Below are 25,689 nucleotides of genomic sequence, written 5' to 3' on the forward strand. Positions count from 1 at the left end.
CCGGCTATTTCAGAGGGCCGGACCCAACCGGACAGGGCTGCCATCATAAAAGCGCGACAATCGAAAGCGTCTGAGATCGTGTCCGGTTTCATTTCCCTGGATCATGTCGGCAACGACACGGCCGATGCCAGGTCCGATACCGAAGCCGTGGCCGCTCATTCCCGTCGCGACGAACAGGCCGCCGATGGCCTCTACCTTATCCACGACGGGGACGACGTCGGGCATGGCGTCGATCATGCCGCCCCAGCCGGTCTTCAAGCGGACGTTCTCGAATTGTGGGAAAAGGCTTTTGAAATTGCGCTCTATCGAACGCAGACGGGCCGGTTCAGGTGCTGGATTGAGCACCCGCATTCTCTCGAAAGGGCTCTGGGAATCCGGCGCCCAAACGCGCGGTGTCGACCAGCCATCCGGGTAGCCTGACGGAGCGAACGGGAAATAGCGTGTTCCTAGCGGATTGTCCCTGAGGGCTGGAATATATTTGGTGGCGTGCCGGAATGCGTCAGGCCCCAAATAAAGCAAGTGGGTGCCACCTCCGGCGAGCGTATATCCGCCATCTTGTCGGCGCCTGAACGCGATGTGGTCGTCGGCGGCTGCGCCCGCATAGATCTCAGGCAAGGGCTCGGTCGCCGCCACGGTTACCCTGACGCTGAGCTGAGGGATGGAGACGCCGTGTCTTTTCAGGAACAGGGATGACCAGGCGCCGCCCGCGACCAACACGCTGGAGGCCTCGATATAGCCCGCCTCGGTCCACACACCCTTGATCCTGCCGGCCGCGATGTCGAGGGTTCGCGCTGCGCAATGCTCGACGATTCTGGCGCCTTTTCGCACGGCAAGCCGGGCGAGCGCAGGCACCGCCAGCCAAGGCTCGGCGCGCATGTCGGAGGGCGTCATCATCGCGCCCTTGAATTTGCGTGACATGCCTTTGATGAGTTTTGCGGTCTCGTCTCCATCCAGCAGGCGCGTATCGAGCTCATGGGCCGCGGCGATCTTCATGAATTCTTCGAAGCCGGCCATATCCTTGTCGGTCTCGGCCAGATAGGTCACGCCCGTCTCGGTCAGCTCGATGTCTTCGCCGCATTCCTCAGCCAGTTGCCGCCACAGGCGAATAGCCTCGATGACGATCGGCAACTCATCCGCATCTCGTCCCTGTTTTCTGATCCAGCCCCAGTTTCGCGACGACTGTTCGGCGGCGACGCGGCCTTTTTCCAGCAGCGTCACCGGAATGTTGCGGGAGGCAAGGAAGAGAGCCGTCGTTACGCCGATGACGCCGCCACCGACGATGACCACCTGCGAGGTCTTCGGCGGCGGCCCAGGGTGTTGGATTGGATCGGCTTCGGAGAACGGGAATGTGGGCAAGTGGCGTACTCTGCAGGACTGGTTGACGGCCTGGCTTACCGGTTGTCACCGTCCAAGATCAGGAGCAGCCGAACGGGGACTGTTGTCCCAGGAGGGTAAAGGCAGCCCAGAAGGGAGCGCTCGGCGAAGCTGTCGTGTCCTAACCTAATAGGCGCCCAGGTGGCTTGGCTTGCGACTGTCGCAGCATGCCCAACCTAGACGCAACCTACCTCCAACAAGTGCCTCCATCCGTTGTTATTTCGCTCGGAGGCGAACCAGGGCCGTTGGAAGAGAATTAAGAAATAAAACCAGGCAGACGCAGAGCAGCACTATGTCTTTGTAGAGAAACTCCCCAGCCAGATTCCATGCGATGGGATCTGTGGAGATGCTCCATACGACAACACCAGGGGTCGTAAAGAAAAACGACCAGGTGATGAGAAACGTACCGACCCCGATCAATGCACCCAGGGCAGACAGGGCGGGCACAAAAGCTCCCAAAGCTAAAAGAGCAGCCGTCGCCAACTCGATGCAGCCTAGAAGATAAGCCTCGCCTCTCATTCCAAAAATCTGGAGCCAAGAGACGAACGGACTGTTTGAGATAAACAGAGCGATTCCTTGCGCTGACTGCGGTGTGAACTTCTGGATGCCGAACGACACGAAAATCAGCACCATTGCCCATCTGAGGATGGCGAGCGGCCAATAAGAGCCGGAGCCAGTCTCGGAGATATTGAACTCTTTATGCATACTATGTCCTTTGCCGGAAGCGATATGCCATACCAAGGCGCTACAGCCGGCAGTGGGTTTGGCAAGCTGCAGGCTTTTGAGGAGCCGTCCAGCTTACTTCGTCGGCAGAATAATTTCGTTACATCACCATACTGAAAGAAATAGGACCGCCCTGCATCATAGGGCGCCCCGGTGACTCCCCGTTTGAGAGCTGGCTGCATGTAGGGTGGCCTTGCTCAGCAACGGCTAAAGGGAGGCGCAAAGGTGCCGCTCGCAGATCGGCGAAGACGTCGGCTCACCGCGTCTCTTCGAGCGTCTGAATTGGCTCTCTACACAGGCGCCCCAGCCACCGATCCCCTGACCACCAGATCGACCGGCCAGACCTCGCCGCGCGCCCCCTCTTCCAACCCCGATATGCGCGCCGCCAGGCGCTCGGCGACACGTGCGCCGGCGAGCCGGATCGAGGAGCGCGTCGTCGACAGGGGCACCGGGAAATTCTCCGGCCGCAGCCAAGGGAAGACGTCATCATGGGCGACCAGCGACAGGTCGCCCGGGATGGTCAGGCCAAGGTCGCGGACGGCGCGCACGACACCCAGCGCCATGATCAGGCTGGAGCAGGCGATCGCCGTCGGCGGCTCGCTCTCTTCGAGCAGGCGGCGCGCGGCGCGGTAACCGTTTTCCTCTGTCATGGCCACCGAGCAGATATGCCGCTCGCCAAGCGTCAAGCCGCTCGTGGCAAGAGCCCGACGCATGCCGCGCTCGCGGTGGATGGCGAACGTCTCACGGTCTGTGCCGTTGATCAGCGCCAGCCTTTTGTGACCGAGTTGGAGCAGCAGCCTGGCTGCCTCGTGGAAGGCGCCTTCATTGTCGATGTCGAGATAGGGATAGTCGAAGTCAAGTCCCTCGCTGCGACCATGGACGATGAAAGGAATGCCCAACGTGTTGACCAGCGCCACGCGCCGATCGGCCGGCCGCGGCGAAGAGATGTAGACGGCATCGACCTGCCGGTTGGCGACGATGCGGCGGTAGGTCGTCTCCTCGTCGTCGGCGTCGGCTGGCGACAGCACAAGGTCGAGCTCGTGGGCGCGGGCATAGTCGCCGAGACCGGACAGGAATTCGACAAAGTGCGGATCGATATCGACGGCATTGCCGGTCGGCAGGACATAGCCGATCATGCCCGACTTGCCGGTGGCAAGACGCCGCGCGGATGGGTTCGGCCGGTAGCCATGGCGCTTGGCGGCGTCCATGACGCGCCGGCGCGTTTCCTCATTGACTTCCGGATAGCCGTTCAGCGCGCGGCTCACGGTGGTCTGTGAGAGCGACAGCATATGCGAGAGCTGTTTGAGGTTCATCGGGGGCCTCCAAGCCTCAAAGCGCTTTCAAATTGAATCGATCTGATGCCAACACGAGGACATCCGTTCGACCGAAAGACCATAGGGTCGGCGGGCGCCGGTTTGAAGCGGAAAATGCTATTGCAGTGCAAAAATGCATATTGCAGTGCGATTTACTCTCCTCATAGCGCTTGTTTAAATCGGTTAGAGTAGAAGGCCTCTTGACTTCCTGCCCGTTCGGTGGCGAGATCAATTCAGCCAAAGCGCTTTGGAACGCTCTTCGAAAGGTTGCGGTTGCCTTCTCGCTGAGTCACAGTTCCACGGCGTCGGCGGACGAGATGGAGGTTTCGTCCGAATCGTTGACCACTGGGAGGATTGCGATGAAGAAAATGCTTTTGCTGGGTGCAGCGTTTGCCGCGCTGACCCTTGGCCTGCCGGCGCATGCCGAGCTCAAGTTCAAGCCGGGCGAGGACCCGCGCTTCCACTGGGCCAACTATGACGACCTCAAGAAGGTCGACCTCAAGGGGGAGACGCTGACCGTCTTCGGACCCTGGCGCGGCGAGGACGAGGATCTGGCCCGCTCGGTGCTCGACTATTTCGCCGCGGCCACCGGCGCCGAGGTCAAATACTCCTCGTCTGAAAATTACGAGCAGCAGATCGTCATCGACACCCAGGCCGGCAGCCCGCCCAACATCGCCATCCTGCCGCAACCGGGCCTGATCCAGGACCTGGCTTCCAAGGGCGTGCTGACCCCGCTCGGCGACGACGTCGCCGCCTGGATCAAGGAGAATTACGCCGCCGGCGATTCCTGGGCCAAGCTCGGCACCTACAACGGCAAGGACGGCAAGCCCGGCTTCTACGCCTTTCCTTACAAGATCGACGTCAAAGGCCTGATCTGGTACTCGCCCGATAATTTCGAGGAAGCCGGCTACAAGGTGCCGAAGACGCAGGAAGAGCTCGCCGAGCTCGAAAAGAAGATCATCGCCGACGGCGGCAAGCCCTGGTGCATCGGGCTTGGCTCGGGCGGCGCCACCGGCTGGCCGGCGACCGACTGGGTCGAGGACATCATGCTGAGGACGCAGCCGCCGGAGGTCTACGACAAGTGGGTGAAGAACGAGATCCCGTTCACCGATCCGGCCGTGGTCAACGCCATCGACATCTTCGGCAAGATCGCCACCGACGATAAAATGGTCGATGGCGGCGCCAAGGCGGTCGCGGCGACCGACTTCCGCGACAGCCCGAAGGGCCTCTTCAGCGTGCCGCCGAAGTGCTACATGCACCACCAGGCGTCGTTCATCCCCTCCTTCTTCCCGCAGAACGTGAAGCTCGGCCAGGATGCCGACTTCTTCCCCTATCCGCCCTACGCCTCCAAGCCGGAACTGGGTAATCCTCAGGAAGTCGCCGGAACGCTGGTGATGATCACCAAGGATTCCAAAGCATCGCGCGAATTCATCAAGTTCCTCGAGATGCCGCTCGCGCATGAATTGTGGATGGCGCAGAAGAGCTTCGTCACGCCTTTCAAGGGGGCCAACAAGGACGCCTATGGCAGCGATGCCTTGAAGAAGCAGGGCGAAATCCTGGTCAATGCCACGACGGTGCGCTTCGACGGCTCCGATCTGATGCCCGGCAAGGTTGGCGCCGGCTCGTTCTGGACCGGCATGATCGACCTGGTCGGCGGCAAGTCCGCCCAGGACGTCGCCGCCGACATCCAGAAGAGCTGGGACGCCATCAAATAGGCAGCCGGCAAACAGGCCGCGCCGCGACCTGATACCTTCCTGATCCTGCTACTGGATCCGGGCCACGGCCCGGATCCGCCCGGCGGCGCACGCCGGAAGCCTTCGCGTCTTGATCGTTCCGAATAATCTAAAAGTCGGTGCATCCGACCGCCAGCATTGCCTGGCCGGTCATGCGCAGGGAGAGGGACCCATGGCGACTCAAATTTTCTCGGCCATATTCGTCATCATCGTCGGCGTCGGCGGCTGTGTCGCCTATTTCTGGGGCGCCAACAAACTGCTCGACCTGACCTTTCCCTCGCGCGGGGTGTCCGGCACGGCTGCCATCGACAATCTGCGCCGGCAGGGGTTGATCCGGCCGTGGCTGTTCGTCGGCCCGGCCATGATCATTCTCACCATCTATCTGATCTATCCGGTGATCGAAACACTGCGGCTCTCCTTTCTCGACCGCGGTGGTGAGCATTTCGTCGGCTTCGCCAACTACCAATGGGCGTTCGGCGACCATGATTTCCGCAACTCGATCCTGAACAACGTGCTGTGGCTGGCGGTGGTGCCGGCCGCCTGCACCTTCCTCGGCCTGATCATCGCCGTGCTCACCGACAAGATCTGGTGGGGCACGATCGCCAAGAGCCTGATCTTCCTGCCGCTGGCCATCTCCTTCGTCGGCGCCAGCGTGATCTGGAAGTTCATCTACGAGTATCGCGGCGAAGGCCAGGTGCAGATCGGCTTGCTCAACTCTATCATCCAGCATTTCGGCGGCCAGCCGCAGGTGTGGATATCGCTGCCGTTCTGGAACAATTTCTTCCTGATGATCATCCTGATCTGGATCCAGACCGGCTTTGCCATGGTGATCCTGTCCTCGGCGCTGCGAGGCATCCCTGAGGAAACGCTGGAAGCGGCCGTCATCGACGGCGCCAACCCATTCCAGATCTTCTGGAAGATCATGGTGCCGCAGATCTGGGGCACGATCGCCGTGGTCTGGACCACCATCACCATCCTGGTGCTGAAGGTGTTCGACATCGTGCTGACCATGACCAACGGCCAGTGGAATAGCCAGGTGCTGGCCAACCTGATGTTCGACTGGATGTTCCGCGGCGGCGGCGACTTCGGCCGCGGCGCGACCATCGCCATCATCATCATGATCGCGGTCATTCCGATCATGGTCTGGAACATCCGCCAGGCCAACAAAGAGACGGGAGGGCACTGAGATGGCCGTCGCAACCGGAAAATCCTTTGCCAGCCGCTTCGGCGTCCATATCGCGGTGCTCGTCTTCGTCGCGATCTGGACCATCCCCACGCTCGGCATTCTCGTCTCGTCGCTGCGCGACAAGGATCAGATCGTCGCCTCGGGCTGGTGGAACTCCTTCGCCAGTTCGAGCCAGACGGAGGCCGGGCGCTTGCCGCCGGCCTCCGCGCAGACCCAGAAGGACGGCAAATTCGTCCTGCAAGGCAACATCTTCGGCGACGGCGCCAAGCGCGCGATCAGCGCCTTTGGTGTAAAAGCCGCGGCACCGACACAATATCAGGCCGGCACATCGGCCGACCTCGGTGACGGCGTGACCCTGCAGGTCAATGCCGACGGCAGCTTCGTCATGACATCGCCCAAGGCGTTCGAAGGCGATCGCGGCCAGCGCCTCTACTATGCCTCGTCGGCGCCGCCGAAATTCACCACCGAGAACTACCAGAATGTGCTGCTGTCGCAGGGCATCGGCCGCTCTTTCATGAATTCGCTGACGGTCACCATCCCAGCGACGGTGATCCCGATCCTGATCGCGGCTTTTGCGGCCTATGCGCTGGCCTGGATGCGCTTTCCCGGCCGGGCGCTGCTGATTGCCGTCATCATCGGCCTGCTGGTCGTGCCGCTGCAGATGTCACTGATCCCACTGCTCAAATTGTACAACGGCGTCGGCACTTTCTTCGGCGTGCCGTCGAAGACCTATCTCGGCATCTGGCTGGCGCATACCGGCTTCGGCCTGCCCTTCGCCATCTACCTTTTGCGGAGCTACATCGCCGGCTTGCCGCGCGAAATCATGGAGTCGGCGCGCATCGACGGCGCCAGCGACTTCGAGATCTTCGTCAAGATCGTGCTGCCGCTGTCGTTCCCGGTGCTTGCCTCGTTTGCCATCTTCCAGTTCCTGTGGGTATGGAACGATCTCCTGGTGGCGATGGTTTTCCTTGGAACGGCGCCCGACCAGATCGTACTGACGGCGCAGCTCAACGCGCTGCTCGGTTCGCGCGGCGGCAATTGGGAGATCCTGACGACATCGGCCTTCATCACCATCATCGTGCCGTTGATCGTCTTCTTCTCGCTGCAGCGCTATTTCGTCCGCGGGCTGCTGGCCGGCTCGGTGAAAGGAGGCTGACATAATGCAATCGGCTTTGAAGGCGACTTCGAAACCGGACCCCGCCGTCGACCGCGACTGGTGGCGAGGTGCGGTGATCTACCAGATCTATCCACGCAGCTTTCAGGACTCGACCGGCGACGGCATCGGTGACCTGAACGGCATCGTACGCCGCCTGCCCTATATCGCGGCCCTCGGCGTCGATGCCATCTGGATTTCGCCCTTCTTCAAATCGCCGATGAAGGACTTCGGCTACGACGTGTCGGATTATTGCGACGTCGATCCGATGTTCGGCACGCTCGCCGATTTCGATGCGCTGGTGGCGGAGGCGCACCGTCTTGGCCTCAAGGTGATGATCGACGAGGTGCTGTCGCACACCGCCGACATCCATCCCTGGTTCAAGGAAAGCCGTTCCAGCCGGACCAATGCCAAGGCTCACTGGTATGTGTGGGCCGACGCAAAGCCCGACGGCACGCCGCCCAACAACTGGCTGTCGATCTTCGGCGGCTCGGCCTGGCAATGGGACACCAGCCGCCAGCAATATTACATGCACAATTTCCTGGCCGAGCAGCCGGACCTCAACTTCCACAACGCGGAAGTCCAGGACGCGCTGCTCGACATCACGCGCTTCTGGCTGGAACGCGGCGTCGACGGTTTCCGCCTCGACACCATCAATTTCTACTTCCACAGCCAGGGCCTGGAGAACAACCCGCCGTTGCCGCCGGAAGAGCGCAACGACCAGACCGCACCGGCGGTCAATCCTTACAATTACCAGGACCATATCTACGACAAGAGCCGGCCGGAAAACCTCGCCTTCCTCGAGCGCTTCCGCGCGCTGCTCGACGAATATCCGGCGCAAGCCGCAGTCGGCGAAGTCGGCGATTCTCAACGTGGGCTCGAAGTGGTCGCCGCCTACACTGCCCAGGGCAAGCGCGTGCATATGTGCTATTCCTTCGACTTCCTGGCGCCAGAGAAGATCAGCGCCGCCAAGGTGCGCTCGGTTCTCGAAGCTTTCGGCAAGGTCGCCAGCGACGGCTGGTCGTGCTGGGCCTTCTCCAACCATGACGTGGTGCGCCCGGCCTCGCGCTGGGCCGCCGGCGAGGCCGACCCGACCGCCTATCTCAAGGTGATCTCGGCGCTGTTGATGTCGCTGCGCGGCTCGGTCTGCATCTATCAGGGCGAAGAGCTCGGCCTGGCCGAGGCGGACTTGCAGTTCGAGGATCTGCAGGACCCCTATGGCATCCGCTTCTGGCCGGAATTCAAGGGCCGCGACGGCTGCCGCACGCCGATGGTGTGGGACGCCGAGGCCAAAAATGGCGGCTTCTCGACCGCCAAGCCGTGGCTGCCGGTGCCGGGCAAGCATCTGCCGCAGGCAGTAAACAAACAGCAAGGCGACGCCAACTCGCTGCTCGAGCACTATCGCCGCTTCCTCGCCTTCCGGCGCCAGCATCCGGCGCTCTCCAAGGGCGACATCACCTTCATCGAAAGCGATGGCGACACCGTCGCCTTCACGCGCCGCGAGGGCAATGAGCGCATCGCCTGTGTCTTCAATCTCGGCAGCAAGCCGGCCGAGGTCGATCTCGACCAGGGCTCGCCGCAACTCTTGCCGGGGCATGGCTTTTCGGGACAGACTGGCAACGGCCCCATCCGCCTTGGCGGCTACGGCGCCTGGTTCGGACGTATCGACTGAGTTTTAGGAACAATCACTGGGAGGACGAAATCATGGCCGATGTCAAACTGAACCAGGTGAAGAAATCATACGGCAACCTCAACATTCTCCACGGCATCGACCTCGACATCAAATCGGGCGAGTTCATCGTCTTCGTCGGGCCGTCGGGCTGCGGGAAATCGACCTTGCTCAGGTCCATCGCCGGGCTGGAGGAAATCACTTCGGGCGAGTTGAAGATCGACGGCCAGGTGGTGAACGACGTGCCGCCGTCGAAGCGCGGCATCGCCATGGTATTCCAGTCCTATGCGCTCTATCCGCATATGACCGTCTACGACAACATGGCGTTCTCGATGAAGATCGGCAAGGAAAGCAAGGCCGAGATCGACAAGCGCGTGCGGCAGGCGGCCGAAATCCTGCAGCTCACCAAATATCTCGACCGCCTGCCCAAGGCGATGTCGGGCGGCCAGCGCCAGCGCGTCGCCATCGGCCGCGCCATCGTGCGCAATCCAAAGGTGTTCCTGTTCGATGAACCGCTGTCGAACCTCGACGCGGCACTTCGCGTCGCCACCCGCATCGAGATCGCCAAGCTGAAGGAATCGATGCCCGCCACAACCATGATCTATGTCACCCACGACCAGGTCGAGGCGATGACGCTGGCCGACCGCATCGTGGTGCTGAAGGACGGCCATATCGAGCAGGTCGGGACGCCGATGGAGCTCTACAAGCGTCCAGGCAATCTGTTCGTCGCGCAATTTATCGGCTCACCGGCCATGAACATCCTGCCGGCCAAGATCGACAAGGCCGGCAACCCGACCGTGGTCAGCCATGTCGGCGGCCGCAAGGCGACGGTGCCGATTGCCACGCCTGTTTCCGCGACGGGCGCGGCGGTGAGCTTCGGCGTGCGACCGGAGGACCTCTCGATCGCCACCGGCACGGATTATCTGTTCGAAGGCAAGGTCGATTACGTCGAGCAACTGGGCGAGGTGCAGCTTGTCTATGTCGATATCGGCCGAACCGACCTGCCGCTGGTGACCAAACTGCCGGGCAATGTCGAGGTCAAGCGCGGCGAGACGCTCAAACTGAACGCCGACGCCGGCGACCTGCATATTTTCGACGCGGATGGCCATTCGTTCAGCCTGCAGCGCGTTGAGGCGAAGGCCGCCTGACACTCGCAGAGCGGCAACAAAAAAAGCGGCGGGCCAAGCCCGCCGCCTTTCTTACTCAATTAATTTACTCGTAACTTTACTGGCGGCCGGCGTGGTCGCGGTCGCTACCCTGCGGCACCGACTTCTGCACGTTGCCCGACGAGTTCAGCAACTTGTAGACCGTCGAGTCCGTGTCGATCGACGATGTACGCGTGGTGTCGACGGCGGGAGCCGGCTGGTTGGCGCCGCTGTTGCCGTAGTTGTCGCTGCCAGCAAAAGCCGAACCCGAAACGGCCAGAACGGCCACCGTGGCGAGAATGATCTTCTTCATTTTAGTAACTCCTGAATTCCTTGATTGGACCGAGACGGCGGGCAGACCCGCCGCCAGCCCAGATTCGGCTGTTAGTTGTTGCCGAAGAGATTGTGATCAGCGCCCGTGATGACGGGCTTCTGAGCAGCCGGCTCGGACTTGACCGAGGCCGTGTAAGACGAGTCGACCGCGACGGCCGGCTGGTTGGCGCCGTTGGAACCGTAGTTATCGCTGCCGGCGAAAGCGCTGCCGGAAACGGCCAAAAGGGCGGCGGCGGCGAGAATGATCTTGTTCATTTTAGTGCTCCTAAATTTTCTGATCCGACCGAGGCGGCGGGCAACCCGCCGCCGGTTCAAAGTCGGCTGTTAGTTGTTGCCGAAAAGGTTGTGGTCGGCGCCCGTCTTGACGGGTACCTGCGTGGCCGGCACGGCGTTACGAACCGATGCGGTGTAGGACGAGTCAACCGAAACGGCCGGCGGATTGGCAGCCTGCGAACCGTAGTTGTCGCTACCAGCGAAGGCGCTGCCGGAAATTGCCAGAAGGGCGGCGGCAGTGAGAACAATCTTTTTCATTTTTGCTACTCCAGTATCTTTATTCAGTCCGTCTAGCGGCGTGTCTTGGGAATGAAATCGCGTCGTTCGGACAGCCCCGATGTGGGTGACCCGATTGCCGGATTCCAATCACGAAGTTTTTCCATCTGGACCAAGAATCTACGTCTTGTAATTTTCCTAAGCATGCCCAACATCACATCTTTATGTAATTAATCCAATAGGTTACACGGATCACTCATTTAGCTCACCAAGTGTGTCAGGGTGCCAACGTTCACCCCGTCCTGCACGCACCGTCAACAGAAACGAACCGTTCGGTTCGATTTTAGAACCTCCTAATAGTCACTTTTCGATACTATTAACCACTTTGAAGCCGGTTACCGATCGGCGCGACGTCATTTCAGAGCGGCGATTCGCTTGCCTGATCGCTGAACCGAATATCGGCACGACAAGCCGGTAGCCGTGTCGCGCCGCATGGATGCGATGTCGTTTTCATACCGGCGGGACCATGGCGTGTCGTGGTTAGATGATCTCATCTCAGGTGCCCTTCGTCGTGACGGAGCGGAGAATTGGGAAGCCGGTCGAATTCCGGCGCTGCCCCCGCAACGGTGGTGGAGTGAAATCGCAACGGGAGACCACTGGGCCATTGGCCTGGGAAGGTGTCGCGATCGCCCGCAAGGGCAACTCCAGAGCCCGGAAACCAGCCCGAGACATTTGAACTCGACTGATCGCGGTGGGCGATCAAGAGGCGGATGGCGCGTGCCGGTTTTTTTGCCGGCGGTCGCCCTTCTTCTCCATCTCCACCAGTTCAGTCCTTGATGATGAGGACAGGACATGGATGCGCGCAATGACATGCTGAGGCTCCTGCAGGGCCGCAAGCCCGGCTATTCGCTGGAACAGCCTTTCTACACCGACACCGACTTCTTCAAGCTCGACATGGAGCTGATCTGGTACCGCGACTGGCTGTTCATCGGCCATGATTGCGAGCTGCCGAAGCCGGGCAGCTTCATCACCGCGCAGATCGGCGATTATCCGATCGTGCTGGTGCGCGACCAGAAGGGCAACATCAACGCCTTCCACAATTCCTGCCGCCATCGCGGCAGCCGCGTCTGCAACACCGACAAAGGCACGGCGGCGAAGCTGGTATGCCCCTATCATCAGTGGACCTATGAACTCGACGGGCGTTTGCTGTTCGCCCGCCAGATGGCGGACGGCTTCGACAAGAGCCAGTTCGCATTGAAGCCGATCGCCTGCGAAAGTGTGGCCGGCTACATTTTTATCTGCCTGGCAAAGGAACCGGCCGACTTCGTCCCGACGCGCGCCATGATCGAGCCATACCTTGCGCCGCATCGCCTTGCCGAGACCAAGATCGCCTTCGAGAGCACGATCATCGAGAAAGGCAACTGGAAGCTGGTCTGGGAAAACAACCGCGAGTGCTATCACTGCGCCGGCAACCATCCCGAACTGTGCAAGACTTTCCCGGAAGCCCCGACGGTGACCGGCGTCAACGGCGCCGAGAGCGATCCGGAAATGGTCGCCCACTGGGCGAAATGCGAGGCGGCAGGACTGCCGAGCAAATTCCGCATCGACCCGGCCGGCCAGTATCGCGCCACCCGCGCGCCGCTGCTGCGCGACGCCGTGAGCTACACCATGACGGGAAAACGCGCCGTCCGGAAGAACCTATCGCTCGATGTCAATGCAGACCGCATCGGCACGCTGATGCACTACCACTACCCGACGACCTGGAACCACATCCTCATCGATCATGCGGTGACCTTCCGCGTGCTGCCGATCAGCGCCACCGAAACGGCGGTGACAACGAAATGGCTGGTGCACAAGGACGCGGTCGAAGGCGTCGACTACGACCTTGCCGAACTCACCCATGTATGGACCGAAACCAACGATCAGGACCGCCGCATCGTCGAGGAGAATGCTTTCGGCATCCTGTCGCCGGCCTATGAGCCGGGTCCGTATTCGGAGCTGCATGAGGGCGGCGTGATCCAGTTTGTCGACTGGTATGCGCGTTTCATCGGGCCGCGGCTTGCTGAAGACGGCCGGCCGGCGCTGCGCAGCGTCGCCTGAGGGCCGAGAGGATGAACGCCATGACCGAACTTGGCCTCTACCGCCATCTCGACGAGATGACGCCCTGGAACGACCGGCTGCAGATGCTGGAGGTGATCGGCGTCAGCGACGAGGCGTCCGACGTAAAAACCTTCACTTTCCGTTCCGACAACCAGACATGGTTCCGCTACAAGCCCGGCCAGTTCATCACGCTGGAATTGCCAGTGGCCGACGGGCCGCTGATGCGCACCTACACGCTGTCGTCGTCACCGTCGCGGCCGTTCTCGATCGCGGTGACAGTGAAGGCGCAAACGGGGAGCATCGGCACGCGCTGGATGTTCGACAATCTGAAACCCGGCGCGCGGGTAAAGGCCTACGGACCGGCGGGCGATTTCTCCCTGCACAGTCATCCGGCCGCGAAATATCTGCTCATTTCGGCCGGATCCGGCATCACGCCGATGATGTCGATGCTGCGCTGGCTGAATGACTGTGCGCCATGGACCGATGTCGGCTTCGTCAATTGCGCGCGGCGGCCAGAAGAGATCATCTTCCGCAAGGAGCTCGAGCTACTCGGCACCCGCATGCCCGGCCTGTCGCTCGGGTTCATGATCGAGGAACGGTCGAGCCGCGAGGGCTGGTTCGGCCATATGGGACGCATCGACGCTATCAGGCTGCCGCTGCTTGCCCCCGATTTCCGCGAGCGGGAAGTCTTCTGCTGTGGCCCCGATCCGTTCATGCGTGCGGTGCGCCAGATGCTGGAAGCCTCGGGTTTCGATATGAGCCGCTTCCACCAGGAGAGTTTCGCGGCGCCGGTCGTCGAGGAAATCCCGCCGCCATTCGCGTCACCGGATGGCGAAAGCGCGCCGGTCGAGGCGGTGACGCCCGTCCGCTTCGCGCTGTCGGGCGTCGATGCCGAATGCGTTGCCGGCCAGACCGTACTGCAGACGGCGCGCGCCTCGGGTGTGCGCATACCGGCGGCTTGCGAGTTCGGCCTTTGCGGCACCTGCAAGGTGAAGAAGGTGTCGGGCGATGTCGAGATGAGCCACAATGGCGGCATCCTCGACCACGAGATCGATGACGGCTTCATCCTCGCCTGCTGCTCGAAGCCATTGTCGGCGCTGGAGATCGAGGCCTGACGCGTACCAAACCAGGAACTTGATCCCGCAGATCGTCAGCAACACGTGAATGGCTATCACCTTGCCAGTGGACGCCCGAAAGTTTACAGGCGTTATCGAGGGATAGGCGGCAACCAGCGCGTCCGGGCTGGGTTTGCGGAGCGGGGTCAGGACATGCATCGTTTTGATGTCTATGCGGTTGCGAGCAAGGATATCGTCTTCGAATCCTTCGATGGCGAAGCTGTCGTGCTCGATCTTTCCAACGGAAAATATTTCGGCTTTTCCGACTCCGGCAGCGCGGTCTGGCAGGCATTGTCCTCGGGGGTCGGCACACAGGCCCTGGTCGGATCGGTCGCCGGCTCGGCGACGATCGACCCGGCGGCGCTCGAAGACTTCGTAGCGCAGCTGGTCGAATTCGGACTGCTGGCGCCTTCCGATGCAACACCGCAGCCATTGCCCGACGGTTTCCCGGCGACGCTCGCGGCGGCCAAGGAGCCGCTCAATGTCAGCGTCCATGACGACCTTGCCGACCTGATCATCGTCGACCCGATCCACGAGGTCGAGGAGCCGCTTGGCTGGCCGGCGGTTAAGCAGGCCTGAGACGGCGGCCGCGCACGGACCGCATGCAGACGAGGCCAGGCCGGGACAGACCATGCCACGCGTGACCATGGCGACCGTATCGGAATACGCCCGCTATCTCGCTGCGGCCGCGCAAGGCGCCTCCGCGCATTTCCCGGTCACGCGAACCGTCCACCTGCCCGGGATGGAAATCAACGTACATCTTGGTCGGGGCATGCTTGCGGACGCGCTCGGTCAGGCTTTCCTCGAAACCAGGGGCGATCGGTCGGGCGCGCGGCAGCTCCGCATTTTCATCGGTCATCCCGGCATCGGCGACCTGCCGGAGCCGGCGCATTGGGGCGACGCGCATTTCACCGAACACGGTTTCGCCCGAACGCTCGCCGAGGCCGGGCTGCGCGGTCATCACTTCCACGATCTGGATTTCTGGCAGTTCTACGATCCCGAGCGGCTTGTCGGCGTCCAGCTGATGCGGTCGGCCGAGGCATTTCCGCCCTGGGAGCCGGGTTCGCCCCTGCGCGCCTTCCTGCACTGGGAGTATGCCGCCCGCGGCATGCGGCTTGCCCATGCCGGGACACTCGGCCTTGGCGGCAAAGGTGTGCTGCTGGCCGGTGCCGGCGGCGCCGGGAAATCCGGCACGGTCGTTGCCGGCCTGCTCCATGGATTGGACAGCGTCGGCGACGATTATGTGCTCGTCGATCTCGAGGGCGGCGTGAGCGCGCGGCCGCTGTTTTCGACGCTCAAGCAGGATCCGCGGGGGTTTGCGCGGCTGGGCTTGAAGAACCGGCTGGGAACGGACGGCCCTCTCAACTGGCAAGGCAAGCACACGTTCCACATCGAGGCCATCGCATCCAGGTCGATACCTGCAAGTCTGGACATTTTTGCGTTGATGGTGCCACATATTGGCGGCAGCGAGACGAGTTCGATCGCGCCGATGTCGCGCAGGGATGCCATGATCGCATTGGCGCCCTCGGGCATTGCGCAAATGCCTGGCGAGCGGGAAAGCGGTTTTCGCTTCTTCAGCGATCTCACCCGGCTGCTGCCGTGCTACCGGCTTTCGCTCGGGCCGCACCCCGCGGAAATCGCCGGCACGATTGCGGATTTCCTCGCACGGAGCGCATGATGAAATTGAGCGTGATCATGCCTGTCTACAACCGCGAACGCTATGTCGTTTCGGCATTGCGCTCGCTGGTCAGGCAGCGCGACGCGGCCGATCTCGACGTCATCGTCATCGACGATGGCTCGACCGATGGTTCGGCCGAGGCGGTGCGCTCGATGATCGGCCAATACCCCTGCATCCGCTTGTTCCAGCAGGACAATATGGGCGTCGCCAAGGCGCGCAATGCAGGGCTGCGCCGCTTGCCGCCGGATACGGCGTTCGTATCCTTCCTCGACTCCGACGACATTTCGCTTCCCGGCCGTTTCAAGGCTGATATTGCCAGGTTCGGCGCCGATCCGGACCTCGATCTGACTTATTCGCTTATGACAATGGCGGACCGGATCGACGACGAGACGCTGGTGCCAACAGCCGACAGCCGTCTCATGACGCTTCGGGGGATCTCCTTGACGACCGCCCTGTTCACCCGCAGGCTGGTCGAGCGCATCGGTGGTTTCGATGAAGAGTTCGAGCAGGCGGAAGACACGGATTATCTGCTGCGTGTTTTCGAATCGGGCCCGAACTACGAGCTGCTGGACACCGTAGCGATCTATTGCAGGCGCCATGCCGGCAATATGACCAAGGAGCGCGGCGCCAGGCTGCAAAATCATCTGCGGGCAATCCACAAATCGATGCGCCGACGCCGGGCAAACCCGTCGCTGCATGAGGTCAACGGTATCTTCGAGCTCAAAAGCCCGCCAGAATGGCAGATGATGTGATGCAGGGCGCTTGGGGTTCATGGCGCCGCGGTGGGGTCGCGGATGCGCGTTAGCATAATTATGCCTGTCCATAACCGCGAAGCCTTTGTCGGCGCGGCGCTCCGCTCGCTGCTCAGGCAGCGCGATTGCGCCGACCTCGACATCATCGTCATCGATGACGGCTCGACCGACGGGTCGGCCGAGGCGGTGCGCGCTATGATGAACCAAAGCCCCTGCATCCGGCTGTTCCAACAGGAAAACACAGGCGTGACCCGGGCGCGCAACAGCGGGCTCAGCCAACTCAGACCGGAGACTGAGCTGGTGTCCTTTCTCGATTCGGACGACATCTCGCCGGGCGGGCGTTTCAAGGCCGACCTGGATCTATTCCGGCGGGATTCCGGCCTTGAGCTCACCTATTCCAGGATGATGCTGGTCGACAAGATCGACGACCAGACCTTGGAGCCGGCAACGGACAGCAACACCACCATCGTCGTTCGAGGCATCCATTTGTCGGCTGCGATCTTGTCGCGCCAGTTGGTCGAGCGCATCGGCCGCTTCGACGAGGATTTCATCCAAGCCGAAGACACCGACTATCTGCTGCGCTGCTTCGAAATCCGACCGCGATTTCTGCTGCCGGACACGTTGGCGCTTTACTACCGGCGGCATCCGGGCAACATGACGCGCCAGGAGGATGTCCAGTCGCGCGAGTTCATGCGTGCCATCTATAAATCCATGAAACGCCGCAGGGCCGATCCGTCGCTCAGGCCCATAGACGGCATCTTCGAACTGAAGAAACTTGCGGACTGGCGGTTCATGTGATGAGCAGATACGGCGTCGTCATTCCGGCCTTCAACGCCAGCGCAACAATCCGCGAAACGCTGCAATCCGTAGCATCGCAGACGCTGCACCCCGAACGCGTCGTGGTCGTCGACGACGGTTCGAGCGACGATCTCGCCGCCGCGATCGAGGGCATCGATCTGCCGCTCGAGTTGCTGCGCCAGGACAATGCCGGCCCAGGCAGCGCGACCACCCGCGGCATCGCAGCGCTCTCGGCGCCATTTATCGCCACGCTCGACGCCGACGACCTCTGGCTACCCGGCAAGATCGAGGCGCAGCTTGCGTATCTGGAACGGCTTCCAGGTGCAGCCGGCGTCTTCACCCACATACGCAATTTCCGCGACGGAGAACCGGATGCGATGGCCCCGACAGCGACGCCCGGCTGGTCGCGTTCGACGATGCTGATCCGTCGCGAGGTCGCCGATGCGGTCGGCCCTGTATTCGACCCGCCGGGCGGGCGCGGCGAAATGATCGACTGGATCGCCCGGGCGCGTGAGGCCGGTTTTGTGCTGGACATGATGGCGGAAGTGCTGGCGTTGCGGCGCATCAGGCCGGGCAGTCTGTCTTACGGGCGCGACGCGACGCGCGATCGCGGCTATCTGGAAGTCGCCCGGCTTGCCATGCTGCGGCGGGCACAGAACAAAGCCGGCTCCAGCTGATGGCGAAGACGCGTCGCATCGGCCGGCGTTTTCCGGATTATGGCTGGTCCTGGCCGACGGGCTCGCTCGATCAACTCCTGAAAGCGGCACTTTTGCCCAACGAGGAAGCAGCCAGCCTTTGCGCTACGCGCTGGCTGGACGAGAACGATATCGACAAGGTCTCCTTCCGCGAACATCGGCTGCTTGCCGCGATTTGCGATCGTTTTGGTCGCAAGCTTGCCGCGCAGCCAGCCTATCCACGGCTTGCCGGCCTGCAGAAGATGCTGTGGACCAAATCGCGCATGGCGATGCGCGAGGCGGAACCGGCATTGCAGGCAATGGTCGACGCCGGCTGCGAGGTGATGCTGATCAAGGGCGCCAGCCGCATCGCGCTCGATGCCGCGGCGCAACGCGGCCGCGTCGCGCATGACATCGACATATTGGTGCGGCCGCAGGATATGCAGCCGGCTTTCGACGTGTTGCGCGATCGCGCCTGGCAGATCGCCACCGGCGTCAGTCCGCAATATCTGCGCACGCGGCTGGCGTCGCTGCGCTCGATGAATTTCTTCAAGGGCACTTACGGCGACATCGACCTCCATCAACTTGCCTATGATGGCTCGCAGCAGAGCGTCGCGGACGACATCGCGATCTGGCAGCGCGCGGTAACCGCCGAATTCAGCGGCATCCCGGTTCTCGTGCCGTCACCTGCCGACCGCATCGCTCTGGCCATCGCGCATGGCGGCCTCGACGCGCATACGCATAGCGACTGGCTGGTCGACTGCGCTGTCGCCATCGAGGGCGGCGACGTCGATTGGAGCGTATTCCTTGATGTCACCGCCAAGCGCGACCTCGCCGTCGCCGCGGCGGTCGCGCTCTCCTATCTCGCGCGGGAGATCGGCGTCGCCTTGCCGGAGGCCGTTCTGGAGCAGGTGGTGGACATGGCCGATCGGCGCGGAGCGTCGCGCCTGTCATCCGTCCTGCAAGCCAAGCCGCGCACCGACTTCGGCGCGCTGACCTGGCTGTCGCGCGGATTTGCCAAGCAGCTCAGGCTGCAGCGCAAGAAAGGCCGGTTGAAGCAGACCGAGCCGGATGTCGTCTGGCGAAGCAAATCCGTGGCGACAAAGGCCGCCCGTGCGGCAGCGTCGCCCGCGCTTTCGCATCGTATAGAGCACCGGCAAGGCGATGGCCGGGAGGTGATGCTCGACGTCGTTGTGCGTGTCGCAGTGCCACCGGTCAGGCGGCGTATCGAAATGGAGATCAACGCCGGAGACCAGCACATTGCCCGACTGCGCTCGATGGTGCTTAGCCGGAGCGGCGGCGAACGGACGTTGCGCTTTCATGGCAAAGTGAGGCTCGGCGGCAGCGAGCAACCCCTGGTGCTCGAAGCGCGGCCGTCACGTCAGTTCCGGGTCTGGGATAATGAGCAGGCCGTCGCGACTTATGGCGCGCTGCCTTTCCAGCTCGTCTCGGCGATTTTTTCTCCAGCCGACTGAAATAGCGCCCCCTCAGTCCTCACAACGCAAATCTTTGCCGGGACGCCGGCGTTTGATCGCGGCTTCGACAGTTCACGTGAAAGCACCGGGCAACCGTTCAGGACGCCGGAGTAATCAGCTTCAGGGATGGGAAATAGGTTCGATATCGGGACACATCGCGGGTCAAAAGCGGAAGGCGTCCAACCGCGGCATGGGCCCCGATGAAGAAGTCAGGCAAGACGCCAGTCTTTTGTCCTTCAGACCGGCGGTACTGCGTGAATACCTTTCCGGCCAGGAAAAGGACTGCCTTTGGCATCGGCGCCATTTCAAGTTCTGCCGCATCAAGAAACGCGTTAAGATCCTCGATGCGAGCGTAGCGAACGGCGAGTTCGGCGTAGATCACGTCATTGACCAGCAATGGCCCGTTGAGACTCGCGGCCTCAAGCTGGCCAATCGACCAATCCGCCCAGTTTGGATCGTCCGTAACAAGGTCTAGCAGAACGTTGGTGTCGACGAGCGTCATGCCTCGCAGCGCGTCAGCGCCATGATCGCGTCGGTCGTGAGCCCTTCGCCGGCATGACCGCGCAACTTGGCGAAGCGGCTCACGGTCCGTTTTCCGTCGACACGCGTCAGCACTACATTTCCGTCGGCGGCACGGCGGAAATCGACCTTGCTTCCCGGGACGATGCCAAGCAGATCGCGCACTGGTTTCGGAATGGTAACTTGTCCCTTTGCTGTAACGGTGGTAGCCATCCTGCGCTCCCAGGTAATACCAGATTTAAGCAAGGTAATACCTTGTCGGCTGAATTTCAATGTTGGGAGCGGCCAGGCTGCCGCAGATCGCGAGCACGGACCGAGGACAGCCTCTATTCAAACCCCGTAGCGCTCCGTGCGGATAAGCCCTGCCGCAACACCGGCATCGATCAGCGCTTCGGCAGCGGCCGAGACGAAAGCATTGGAGCCGCAGACAAAGGCAAGCCTGGGCGTTTTCGGCAACCGCTCGATCGTTTGCATCATCATCTGGGCGTCGACGCGCCGGGAGTAGTCCGACGGGCGCCGGGCCTGCTCACGGGTCAGTGTCAGCACCAGGTCGAAGCCGTCGTGTCGATCGTCAAGACGGATCAGTTCATCGCGGAAGATCACCTCGTCCCAGATCCGCGCCGAGAACACCAGCGCGATCGGCGCGACCGATTTCTGCAGGGTGCGGTGGCGCAGCATGGCCATCAGCGGCACGACGCCGGAGCCGCCTCCGACCAGGAGGATCGGACCGCCATCGTTCGTATCCCAGATGAAATGGCCGCCCAGTGGGCCACGCAGTTCGATCTCGTCGCCGACAACCGCGACGTCGTGAAAGAAGGGCGAAACCTCGCCATCATCGAGCCGCTCGATCGCCAGTTCGATGGCAGCGCCTGCTTCCGGCGGCGACGCGATGGAATAGGAGCGGCGCGCCTGATAGCCGTCCGGCGCCGTCAATCGGATATCGACATGCTGACCTGCAAGATGCACAAACGGCCGCGACGGCTGAAACCAGAAGCTGGTGACACGCGGAGTACGTTTTTCGATGCGCGTGATTTTAGCCGTCTGCCAAGGCGACTGCGGTTCGGCGCTCATGGATCGCTTGAATAGCGCTGCTCGCGCCACGGGTCGCCATACATGTGATAACCGCGCAGTTCCCAGAAGCCTGGCTCGTCACGCTCGGTGAACTGCAGGCCGTTCACCCATTTAGCCGATTTCCAGAAATAGAGATGCGGCACCAAAAGCCTGGCTGGGCCGCCATGGTCTGATGTGATCGGCTTGCCCTCGTAAAGCAGGGCGACCATCGCTTTGCCCGCGACAAGGTCCTTGGCCGGCACATTGGTCGAATAGCCGTCGAAGGAAAGCGCCAGCGTGTAGGCGGTCGGAGGCTCGATACCGGCGTCGGCAAGGATGTCATCGATCATCACCCCCTGCCAAGGTGTGTTGAACTTGGTCCATGCCGTCACGCAGTGGATGTCGCGGGTCATCTTGCTTTGCGGCAGCGCGTTGAATTCGGCCCAGCTCCACTTCTTGATCGGCCGTGGCCCATGCTTGAGCGTGAAGGACCAATCCTCGGTGCGCACGCGCGGCGTCGGTCCGGCGGAAAGAACCGGGAAACCCTGCTCCAGATACTGCCCGGGCGGAATGCGCGCGTCGGTGTCGGAAGGAGGACGCCGTCCGGAAAAGAAGCCGCGGGTGACCATCGAGACGCCTCCTGCACAGCACAACAAACGCAGGCAGTGTTCTCGAAGATGTTGGTGCGAGCAATAGGAATCTTGGCAAGGGCCCGTCGGATATCCGACAGGCCCTTGTGTTTTGTCAGCCGGCGGCGAAGGGCACGGCGACGAATATCTGCGCGTCGCCGCGATCGATCAGCAACAACACCGACTTCTTGCCGGACTTGCCGACCTCGGCGATCGCCTGGTTGGCCTGCCTGGCGGTCTTCACCGGCATCTGGTCGACGCCGACGATGACATCGCCCGGCTGGATGCCGGCGGCCGAGGCCGCCTTGTCTGGATTGACGCGCTCGACCACTGCGCCGCGCTGGTTACCGGCAAGGTTGAGCTGGTCGCGGAGATCGGGAGTGAGATCGGTCAGGCCAAGGCCAAGCGAAGGCACGCGCAACCCCTGCCCTGCTGACGGCTTGCCGCCTTCATTGCCGTTCGATGCGGTCTGTTGATCATCGTTGTTGCGGCCGACATCGGCGGAAACCTGGATCGCCTTGCCCTTGCGCCAGACATCGAGCGTCTCCTTGACGCCGGGCGACACATCGGCGACGGCGCGCGACAGGTCCTTCGGATCCTTGACCTCCTGGCCGGCAAAGCCGGTGATGACGTCGCCGGTCTCGATGCCTGCCTTGGCGGCCGGCGAGCCTTGCGTCACCGCCGAAACCAGCGCGCCGCCCGGATGATCGAGGCCGATGGCGCTGGCGACATCCTGGGTGACCGGTTGGATTTGCACGCCCAGATAGCCGTATTCGATGTCGCCGCCCTTCATAAGCTTGGCGACGACCTTCTGCGCCTGATCCGACGGGATGGCGAAACCGACGCCAACGCTGCCGCCATTGGGCGAATAGATCGCTGTGTTAATGCCCATGACGTTGCCGTTCACGTCGACCAGCGGACCGCCGGAATTGCCGTGGTTGATCGGCGCGTCGATCTGGATGAAATCGTCGAACGGCCCGCTGTGGAGGTCGCGGCCGCGCGCCGAGACGATGCCGGCGGTGACCGTGGTGCCGATGCCGAACGGGTTGCCGATCGCCAGCACCTGGTCACCGGTCATCAGCTTGTCGGAATCGCCCCATTTGATCGTCGGCAGGGGCTTGTCAGCCTTGATCTTGAGCACGGCGAGATCGTTCTTGGCGTCGTGGCCGATCAGCTTGGCGGGAAGCTCGGTGCCATCGTCGAGCGTCACCTTGATCGAGCTTGCGCCGTCGATGACGTGGTTGTTGGTGACGATAGTGCCATCCGAACCGACGATGAAGCCGGAGCCGAGAGCTTCGGCGCGCTGCGCCTGCTGCTGGGGCGGCGCCTTGGGCATCGGCATGCCCTGATCGCCGAAGAACTGCTGGAAAAACTGGTCGAAAGGCTGATTGCCGCCAAGCGGCGAACCGTCGTCTCCCTCCCCGGGTTGCGCCTTCATGACCGAGGTGATGGTGACCACCGCCGGCTTGGTAACGGCGATGACCGGCGCGAAGGAGCCGTTCGGGGCCGTGATGCCGGCGACAGGCGTCTGGGTCGTCGCGGCGACGGTGCTCAGGCCGGCATTGCTCTGGGCGAAGGAAACGACGACGGGCGAAATGATCAGCGCGGCGCCCAGCAGGGCGGCGACGCGATGTCTGCGGAGAATGCTTGAGGGTGACATGGTCGTTCTGTCCGGGCGAGATTTGATCCAACGCCGAGAGGGTGGTCTCCAGCAAACACCCTTTGGCTTGTCGACGACCGGGCCGCCTGTCTCGCCGTGCATGGCAGCCGGCCGTCTCGACAGACACGCATCTAGGACGCCGAATGGCCTGAATTAGGGTTTTGGGCCGACCTTACGAAGATTTAATTCAGACGGCGCTGGCGAAGCGTTCCCTGCGGCGCAGATAGGCGGACGCGATTTCGCGCATTCTGGCGCGATCGAAACTCGGGCCGTGGCCGCCATGGCCGACGCGGATCGGCAGGTCGAGCAGGCGCTGCATGGTGCGGCAATAGGCGGTGCGGTCGGAATCGTCGAGGTCGTCGATCAGCGTGCCGTCATAGATGGCGTCGCCCGCGAAGAACAGGCCATCGGCCTCGTCGAAAAGCGCGATCGAATCCGGCGAATGTCCGGGAAGATGCAGCACCCGGAATTTTCTGTCGCCGAGATCGACGATGTCGCCCTCGTCGAGGGAACGGGTCAGCGGCGCCGGCACGATCCGATAGTCAGCCGCCTTCCAGCCCGGCGCCGGCAGCTTCGACACGGCGCCGTCGAGATGATGGAACATGTAGCCGTAGGTGACGGCGTCATCCATGGTTTCGAACGCCGCCGCGCTCATTTTCGGCCCCATGCGCAGCGGGAATTCGTGCAGCGAGCCGACATGATCGAGATGGATGTGGGTGGCGACGACGATCAACGGCTTGCCGTCCGGCGTGTCGATTTCCGGCGCCAGCGGACAGATCCCCATGCCGGTATCGACCAGAAGGTCGGCGTCGCGACCCTTGAGATGCCACATATTGGCGCGCACGAAATCATGCACGAAGGGCTCGGTCAGCATTGTCGTCTTGGCATCGACAATTGCCTTGCCGAACCAGTCGCCCACCTCAAGGTCGGGCATCGGGCCGCCGGCCATCAGACGAAAGGCTTCCCGACCTTGTATTTTTCCGGCACCAGCCGCTTCAGATAGGCCATGCTGGCTTCGGACAGCTGGTTGACGTCCGGCTTCATGAAATCGTCCGGCATATGACGCGTCTTGCCCGCAACCGCCTTCAGCGGCACCTTCTTCAACACCGTCTTCGACCCGTCATACTGAAGCGCGACCGAGCCGCCGCCCTCGGCGGCGACGCCGACAGCGAAGGCGCCAGCATCGAAGGCTTCTTGCGCGTCGACAGCGCTGATCGCGCCGACATAGCCGCGCGGCATGTAGCCGAGCGCGTCGACACGCGCGCGCTTGCCCGGCAGCCCTTCAGCAAGCGCCCGTTCAAGTGCGGCAGGCAGGTCGCTGCCCGACAGCTTGACGTTGCCGTGCTGGTCGCGCTCGAGCTTTTCCGGCGGCACCAGGCTTTCGACCAGCGCCTTGCCGTCGGCGGTGCTGACGCCTTCAGAGACCGCAACGATGCAGCGTTTGTGGCGGTCGAGCGTTTCGCGCACCTCGTCGATGAAGCGCTTGGCCGAAAAGGCGCGCTCCGGCACATAGACCAGATGCGGACCGCTGTCGGCGTCGAGCTGCCACGCAGCTGCGGCGGCAGTGAGGAAGCCGGCATGCCGGCCCATGACGATGCCGACATAGATGCCAGGCAACGCACGGAAATCGAGATCGACCGACAGGAAGGCACCGGCGACGAATTCGGCGGCCGAGATGAAACCCGGCGTGTGGTCGTTTTCCTCAAGGTCGTTGTCGATGGTCTTTGGCGCATGCACGAAGGCGATCGAGCCGCCGGCGGCATCGGTCAGGATCTGCTGCGTGCCCGAAGTGTCGTTGCCGCCGATATAGATGAAGGCGTCGGCGCCGGCCTTTTTCAACCCGTTGAGGATGACCTCGCAATAGGCGGCGTCCGGCTTGTCGCGAGTTGAGCCAAGGGCGGCGCTCGGCGTGCCGGCGATTAGCCTGAGCCGATCCTCGGGGATCGCGGAGAGGTCGACATAATTGCCGTCGCGGATGCCGCGCACGCCGTGGATCGAGCCCAGTACCTTGGCACCGGGATGGCGCTTGCGGATTTCCAGCGTGGCGCCGACGACCGTCTGGTTGATGACGGCGGTCGGGCCGCCGCCCTGCGCGATGACGAAAGTTCCGGCCATGCTATT

General features: G+C 62.4%; 26 protein-coding genes and 1 riboswitch. Of the genes, 13 read left to right on the top strand and 13 right to left on the bottom strand.

What is annotated here, in order from left to right; all coding sequences use genetic code 11:
* Nucleotides 1-9 precede the first annotated feature (9 nt).
* From AB6802_RS02430 to AB6802_RS02440, 3 genes are all read right to left on the bottom strand, one after another.
* Nucleotides 10-1,356 carry an NAD(P)/FAD-dependent oxidoreductase gene (locus AB6802_RS02430; RefSeq protein WP_371008402.1) on the bottom strand — a complete coding sequence of 449 codons (1,347 nt, stop codon included), beginning with the start codon at nt 1,354-1,356 and terminating at the stop codon, nt 10-12.
* 234 nt (nt 1,357-1,590) lie between these two features.
* On the bottom strand, nt 1,591-2,079 hold the full coding sequence (locus AB6802_RS02435; RefSeq protein ID WP_371008403.1) for a DUF417 family protein: 489 nt from the start codon (nt 2,077-2,079) through the stop codon (nt 1,591-1,593).
* A 308-nt stretch (nt 2,080-2,387) separates the two neighbouring features.
* On the bottom strand, nt 2,388-3,410 hold the full coding sequence (locus AB6802_RS02440; protein ID WP_371008404.1) for a substrate-binding domain-containing protein: 1,023 nt from the start codon (nt 3,408-3,410) through the stop codon (nt 2,388-2,390).
* Nucleotides 3,411-3,769: 359 nt separating this feature from the next.
* Here AB6802_RS02440 and AB6802_RS02445 point away from each other — a divergent pair, with 359 nt between their 5' ends.
* The 5 genes from AB6802_RS02445 (at nt 3,770) to AB6802_RS02465 (ending at nt 10,299) form a co-directional block, all read left to right on the top strand.
* Nucleotides 3,770-5,125 (top strand): ABC transporter substrate-binding protein, encoded by a 1,356-nt coding sequence (locus AB6802_RS02445; RefSeq protein WP_371008405.1) that lies wholly within the window; start codon nt 3,770-3,772, stop codon nt 5,123-5,125.
* Between the two features lie 190 nt (nt 5,126-5,315).
* On the top strand, nt 5,316-6,329 hold the full coding sequence (locus tag AB6802_RS02450; RefSeq protein WP_371008406.1) for a carbohydrate ABC transporter permease: 1,014 nt from the start codon (nt 5,316-5,318) through the stop codon (nt 6,327-6,329).
* 1 nt (nt 6,330) lies between these two features.
* Nucleotides 6,331-7,485: a carbohydrate ABC transporter permease gene (locus AB6802_RS02455; RefSeq protein WP_371008407.1), complete on the top strand. Its 1,155-nt coding sequence runs from the start codon at nt 6,331-6,333 to the stop codon at nt 7,483-7,485.
* A gap of 4 nt (nt 7,486-7,489) precedes the next feature.
* Nucleotides 7,490-9,154 (top strand): alpha-glucosidase family protein, encoded by a 1,665-nt coding sequence (locus AB6802_RS02460; RefSeq protein WP_371008408.1) that lies wholly within the window; start codon nt 7,490-7,492, stop codon nt 9,152-9,154.
* A gap of 32 nt (nt 9,155-9,186) precedes the next feature.
* Nucleotides 9,187-10,299, top strand: a complete 1,113-nt coding sequence (locus tag AB6802_RS02465; protein ID WP_371008409.1) for an ABC transporter ATP-binding protein — start codon at nt 9,187-9,189, stop codon at nt 10,297-10,299.
* Between the two features lie 76 nt (nt 10,300-10,375).
* On the opposite strand, the gene AB6802_RS02470 is transcribed toward AB6802_RS02465, so the two are convergent.
* The 3 genes from AB6802_RS02470 to AB6802_RS02480 all read right to left on the bottom strand — a co-directional run bounded on the left by AB6802_RS02470 (nt 10,376) and on the right by AB6802_RS02480 (nt 11,160).
* Nucleotides 10,376-10,609: a DUF680 domain-containing protein gene (locus AB6802_RS02470; protein WP_371008410.1), complete on the bottom strand. Its 234-nt coding sequence runs from the start codon at nt 10,607-10,609 to the stop codon at nt 10,376-10,378.
* A gap of 71 nt (nt 10,610-10,680) precedes the next feature.
* A complete protein-coding gene (locus tag AB6802_RS02475) occupies nt 10,681-10,884 on the bottom strand; it encodes a DUF680 domain-containing protein (RefSeq protein WP_371008411.1) in 204 nt (67 codons plus the stop codon).
* 69 nt (nt 10,885-10,953) lie between these two features.
* On the bottom strand, nt 10,954-11,160 hold the full coding sequence (locus AB6802_RS02480; RefSeq protein ID WP_371008412.1) for a DUF680 domain-containing protein: 207 nt from the start codon (nt 11,158-11,160) through the stop codon (nt 10,954-10,956).
* Nucleotides 11,161-11,658: 498 nt separating this feature from the next.
* Nucleotides 11,659-11,860, top strand: a riboswitch (cobalamin riboswitch).
* A gap of 110 nt (nt 11,861-11,970) precedes the next feature.
* On the opposite strand from AB6802_RS02480, the gene AB6802_RS02485 reads away from it, so the two are divergent.
* The 8 genes from AB6802_RS02485 (at nt 11,971) to AB6802_RS02520 (ending at nt 19,710) form a co-directional block, all read left to right on the top strand.
* Nucleotides 11,971-13,218 carry an aromatic ring-hydroxylating dioxygenase subunit alpha gene (locus AB6802_RS02485; protein ID WP_371008413.1) on the top strand — a complete coding sequence of 416 codons (1,248 nt, stop codon included), beginning with the start codon at nt 11,971-11,973 and terminating at the stop codon, nt 13,216-13,218.
* A gap of 20 nt (nt 13,219-13,238) precedes the next feature.
* The gene (locus AB6802_RS02490) at nt 13,239-14,333 is read left to right on the top strand and encodes a 2Fe-2S iron-sulfur cluster-binding protein (RefSeq protein ID WP_371008414.1); all 1,095 of its coding nucleotides are present in this window, start codon (nt 13,239-13,241) and stop codon (nt 14,331-14,333) included.
* 153 nt (nt 14,334-14,486) lie between these two features.
* Nucleotides 14,487-14,912: a PqqD family protein gene (locus AB6802_RS02495; protein WP_371008415.1), complete on the top strand. Its 426-nt coding sequence runs from the start codon at nt 14,487-14,489 to the stop codon at nt 14,910-14,912.
* Nucleotides 14,913-14,964: 52 nt separating this feature from the next.
* Complete coding sequence (locus AB6802_RS02500; protein WP_371008416.1) at nt 14,965-16,011, top strand: serine kinase; 1,047 nt, start codon at nt 14,965-14,967, stop codon at nt 16,009-16,011.
* Nucleotides 16,011-16,763: a glycosyltransferase family 2 protein gene (locus tag AB6802_RS02505; protein ID WP_371008417.1), complete on the top strand. Its 753-nt coding sequence runs from the start codon at nt 16,011-16,013 to the stop codon at nt 16,761-16,763. Before AB6802_RS02500 ends, AB6802_RS02505 begins: the two co-directional genes overlap by 1 nt.
* A gap of 42 nt (nt 16,764-16,805) precedes the next feature.
* Nucleotides 16,806-17,561, top strand: coding sequence for a glycosyltransferase family 2 protein (locus AB6802_RS02510; RefSeq protein ID WP_371008418.1), 756 nt, complete (start codon nt 16,806-16,808; stop codon nt 17,559-17,561).
* The gene (locus AB6802_RS02515; RefSeq protein ID WP_371008419.1) at nt 17,561-18,238 is read left to right on the top strand and encodes a glycosyltransferase family 2 protein; all 678 of its coding nucleotides are present in this window, start codon (nt 17,561-17,563) and stop codon (nt 18,236-18,238) included. Before AB6802_RS02510 ends, AB6802_RS02515 begins: the two co-directional genes overlap by 1 nt.
* On the top strand, nt 18,238-19,710 hold the full coding sequence (locus tag AB6802_RS02520) for a nucleotidyltransferase family protein (protein WP_371008420.1): 1,473 nt from the start codon (nt 18,238-18,240) through the stop codon (nt 19,708-19,710). The genes AB6802_RS02515 and AB6802_RS02520 overlap by 1 nt, the downstream gene beginning before the upstream one ends.
* 97 nt (nt 19,711-19,807) lie before the next feature.
* On the opposite strand, the gene AB6802_RS02525 is transcribed toward AB6802_RS02520, so the two are convergent.
* From AB6802_RS02525 to AB6802_RS02555, 7 genes are all read right to left on the bottom strand, one after another.
* Nucleotides 19,808-20,212 (bottom strand): type II toxin-antitoxin system VapC family toxin, encoded by a 405-nt coding sequence (locus AB6802_RS02525; protein ID WP_371008421.1) that lies wholly within the window; start codon nt 20,210-20,212, stop codon nt 19,808-19,810.
* On the bottom strand, nt 20,209-20,442 hold the full coding sequence (locus tag AB6802_RS02530; protein ID WP_371008422.1) for an AbrB/MazE/SpoVT family DNA-binding domain-containing protein: 234 nt from the start codon (nt 20,440-20,442) through the stop codon (nt 20,209-20,211). Before AB6802_RS02530 ends, AB6802_RS02525 begins: the two co-directional genes overlap by 4 nt.
* Nucleotides 20,443-20,559: 117 nt before the next feature.
* Nucleotides 20,560-21,300 (bottom strand): ferredoxin reductase, encoded by a 741-nt coding sequence (locus AB6802_RS02535; protein ID WP_371008423.1) that lies wholly within the window; start codon nt 21,298-21,300, stop codon nt 20,560-20,562.
* A complete protein-coding gene (locus AB6802_RS02540; protein WP_371008424.1) occupies nt 21,297-21,908 on the bottom strand; it encodes a sulfite oxidase-like oxidoreductase in 612 nt (203 codons plus the stop codon). The genes AB6802_RS02535 and AB6802_RS02540 overlap by 4 nt, the downstream gene beginning before the upstream one ends.
* Before the next feature lie 115 nt (nt 21,909-22,023).
* Complete coding sequence (locus tag AB6802_RS02545; RefSeq protein ID WP_371008425.1) at nt 22,024-23,568, bottom strand: DegQ family serine endoprotease; 1,545 nt, start codon at nt 23,566-23,568, stop codon at nt 22,024-22,026.
* A 187-nt stretch (nt 23,569-23,755) separates the two neighbouring features.
* Nucleotides 23,756-24,517, bottom strand: a complete 762-nt coding sequence (locus AB6802_RS02550) for an MBL fold metallo-hydrolase (protein WP_371008426.1) — start codon at nt 24,515-24,517, stop codon at nt 23,756-23,758.
* The gene (locus AB6802_RS02555) at nt 24,517-25,683 is read right to left on the bottom strand and encodes a diphosphate--fructose-6-phosphate 1-phosphotransferase (protein ID WP_371008427.1); all 1,167 of its coding nucleotides are present in this window, start codon (nt 25,681-25,683) and stop codon (nt 24,517-24,519) included. The genes AB6802_RS02550 and AB6802_RS02555 overlap by 1 nt, the downstream gene beginning before the upstream one ends.
* Between the last annotated feature and the right edge of the window lie 6 nt (nt 25,684-25,689).

The sequence above is a fragment of the Mesorhizobium sp. RCC_202 genome (assembly GCF_041355295.1).
Taxonomy (GTDB): Bacteria; Pseudomonadota; Alphaproteobacteria; order Rhizobiales; family Rhizobiaceae; genus Mesorhizobium.

Bases quoted from the DNA above. Each gene is read 5' to 3' on its own strand.
- AB6802_RS02435 (WP_371008403.1), bottom strand. From the start codon at position 2,079: ATGCATAAAGAGTTCAATATCTCCGAGACTGGCTCCGGCTCTTATTGG.
- AB6802_RS02440 (WP_371008404.1), bottom strand. From the start codon at position 3,410: ATGAACCTCAAACAGCTCTCGCATATGCTGTCGCTCTCACAGACCACC.
- AB6802_RS02445 (WP_371008405.1), top strand. From the start codon at position 3,770: ATGAAGAAAATGCTTTTGCTGGGTGCAGCGTTTGCCGCGCTGACCCTT.
- AB6802_RS02450 (WP_371008406.1), top strand. From the start codon at position 5,316: ATGGCGACTCAAATTTTCTCGGCCATATTCGTCATCATCGTCGGCGTC.
- AB6802_RS02455 (WP_371008407.1), top strand. From the start codon at position 6,331: ATGGCCGTCGCAACCGGAAAATCCTTTGCCAGCCGCTTCGGCGTCCAT.
- AB6802_RS02460 (WP_371008408.1), top strand. From the start codon at position 7,490: ATGCAATCGGCTTTGAAGGCGACTTCGAAACCGGACCCCGCCGTCGAC.
- AB6802_RS02465 (WP_371008409.1), top strand. From the start codon at position 9,187: ATGGCCGATGTCAAACTGAACCAGGTGAAGAAATCATACGGCAACCTC.
- AB6802_RS02470 (WP_371008410.1), bottom strand. From the start codon at position 10,609: ATGAAGAAGATCATTCTCGCCACGGTGGCCGTTCTGGCCGTTTCGGGT.
- AB6802_RS02475 (WP_371008411.1), bottom strand. From the start codon at position 10,884: ATGAACAAGATCATTCTCGCCGCCGCCGCCCTTTTGGCCGTTTCCGGC.
- AB6802_RS02480 (WP_371008412.1), bottom strand. From the start codon at position 11,160: ATGAAAAAGATTGTTCTCACTGCCGCCGCCCTTCTGGCAATTTCCGGC.
- AB6802_RS02485 (WP_371008413.1), top strand. From the start codon at position 11,971: ATGGATGCGCGCAATGACATGCTGAGGCTCCTGCAGGGCCGCAAGCCC.
- AB6802_RS02490 (WP_371008414.1), top strand. From the start codon at position 13,239: ATGACCGAACTTGGCCTCTACCGCCATCTCGACGAGATGACGCCCTGG.
- AB6802_RS02495 (WP_371008415.1), top strand. From the start codon at position 14,487: ATGCATCGTTTTGATGTCTATGCGGTTGCGAGCAAGGATATCGTCTTC.
- AB6802_RS02500 (WP_371008416.1), top strand. From the start codon at position 14,965: ATGCCACGCGTGACCATGGCGACCGTATCGGAATACGCCCGCTATCTC.
- AB6802_RS02505 (WP_371008417.1), top strand. From the start codon at position 16,011: ATGAAATTGAGCGTGATCATGCCTGTCTACAACCGCGAACGCTATGTC.
- AB6802_RS02510 (WP_371008418.1), top strand. From the start codon at position 16,806: ATGCGCGTTAGCATAATTATGCCTGTCCATAACCGCGAAGCCTTTGTC.
- AB6802_RS02515 (WP_371008419.1), top strand. From the start codon at position 17,561: ATGAGCAGATACGGCGTCGTCATTCCGGCCTTCAACGCCAGCGCAACA.
- AB6802_RS02520 (WP_371008420.1), top strand. From the start codon at position 18,238: ATGGCGAAGACGCGTCGCATCGGCCGGCGTTTTCCGGATTATGGCTGG.
- AB6802_RS02525 (WP_371008421.1), bottom strand. From the start codon at position 20,212: ATGACGCTCGTCGACACCAACGTTCTGCTAGACCTTGTTACGGACGAT.
- AB6802_RS02530 (WP_371008422.1), bottom strand. From the start codon at position 20,442: ATGGCTACCACCGTTACAGCAAAGGGACAAGTTACCATTCCGAAACCA.
- AB6802_RS02535 (WP_371008423.1), bottom strand. From the start codon at position 21,300: ATGAGCGCCGAACCGCAGTCGCCTTGGCAGACGGCTAAAATCACGCGC.
- AB6802_RS02540 (WP_371008424.1), bottom strand. From the start codon at position 21,908: ATGGTCACCCGCGGCTTCTTTTCCGGACGGCGTCCTCCTTCCGACACC.
- AB6802_RS02545 (WP_371008425.1), bottom strand. From the start codon at position 23,568: ATGTCACCCTCAAGCATTCTCCGCAGACATCGCGTCGCCGCCCTGCTG.
- AB6802_RS02550 (WP_371008426.1), bottom strand. From the start codon at position 24,517: ATGGCCGGCGGCCCGATGCCCGACCTTGAGGTGGGCGACTGGTTCGGC.
- AB6802_RS02555 (WP_371008427.1), bottom strand. From the start codon at position 25,683: ATGGCCGGAACTTTCGTCATCGCGCAGGGCGGCGGCCCGACCGCCGTC.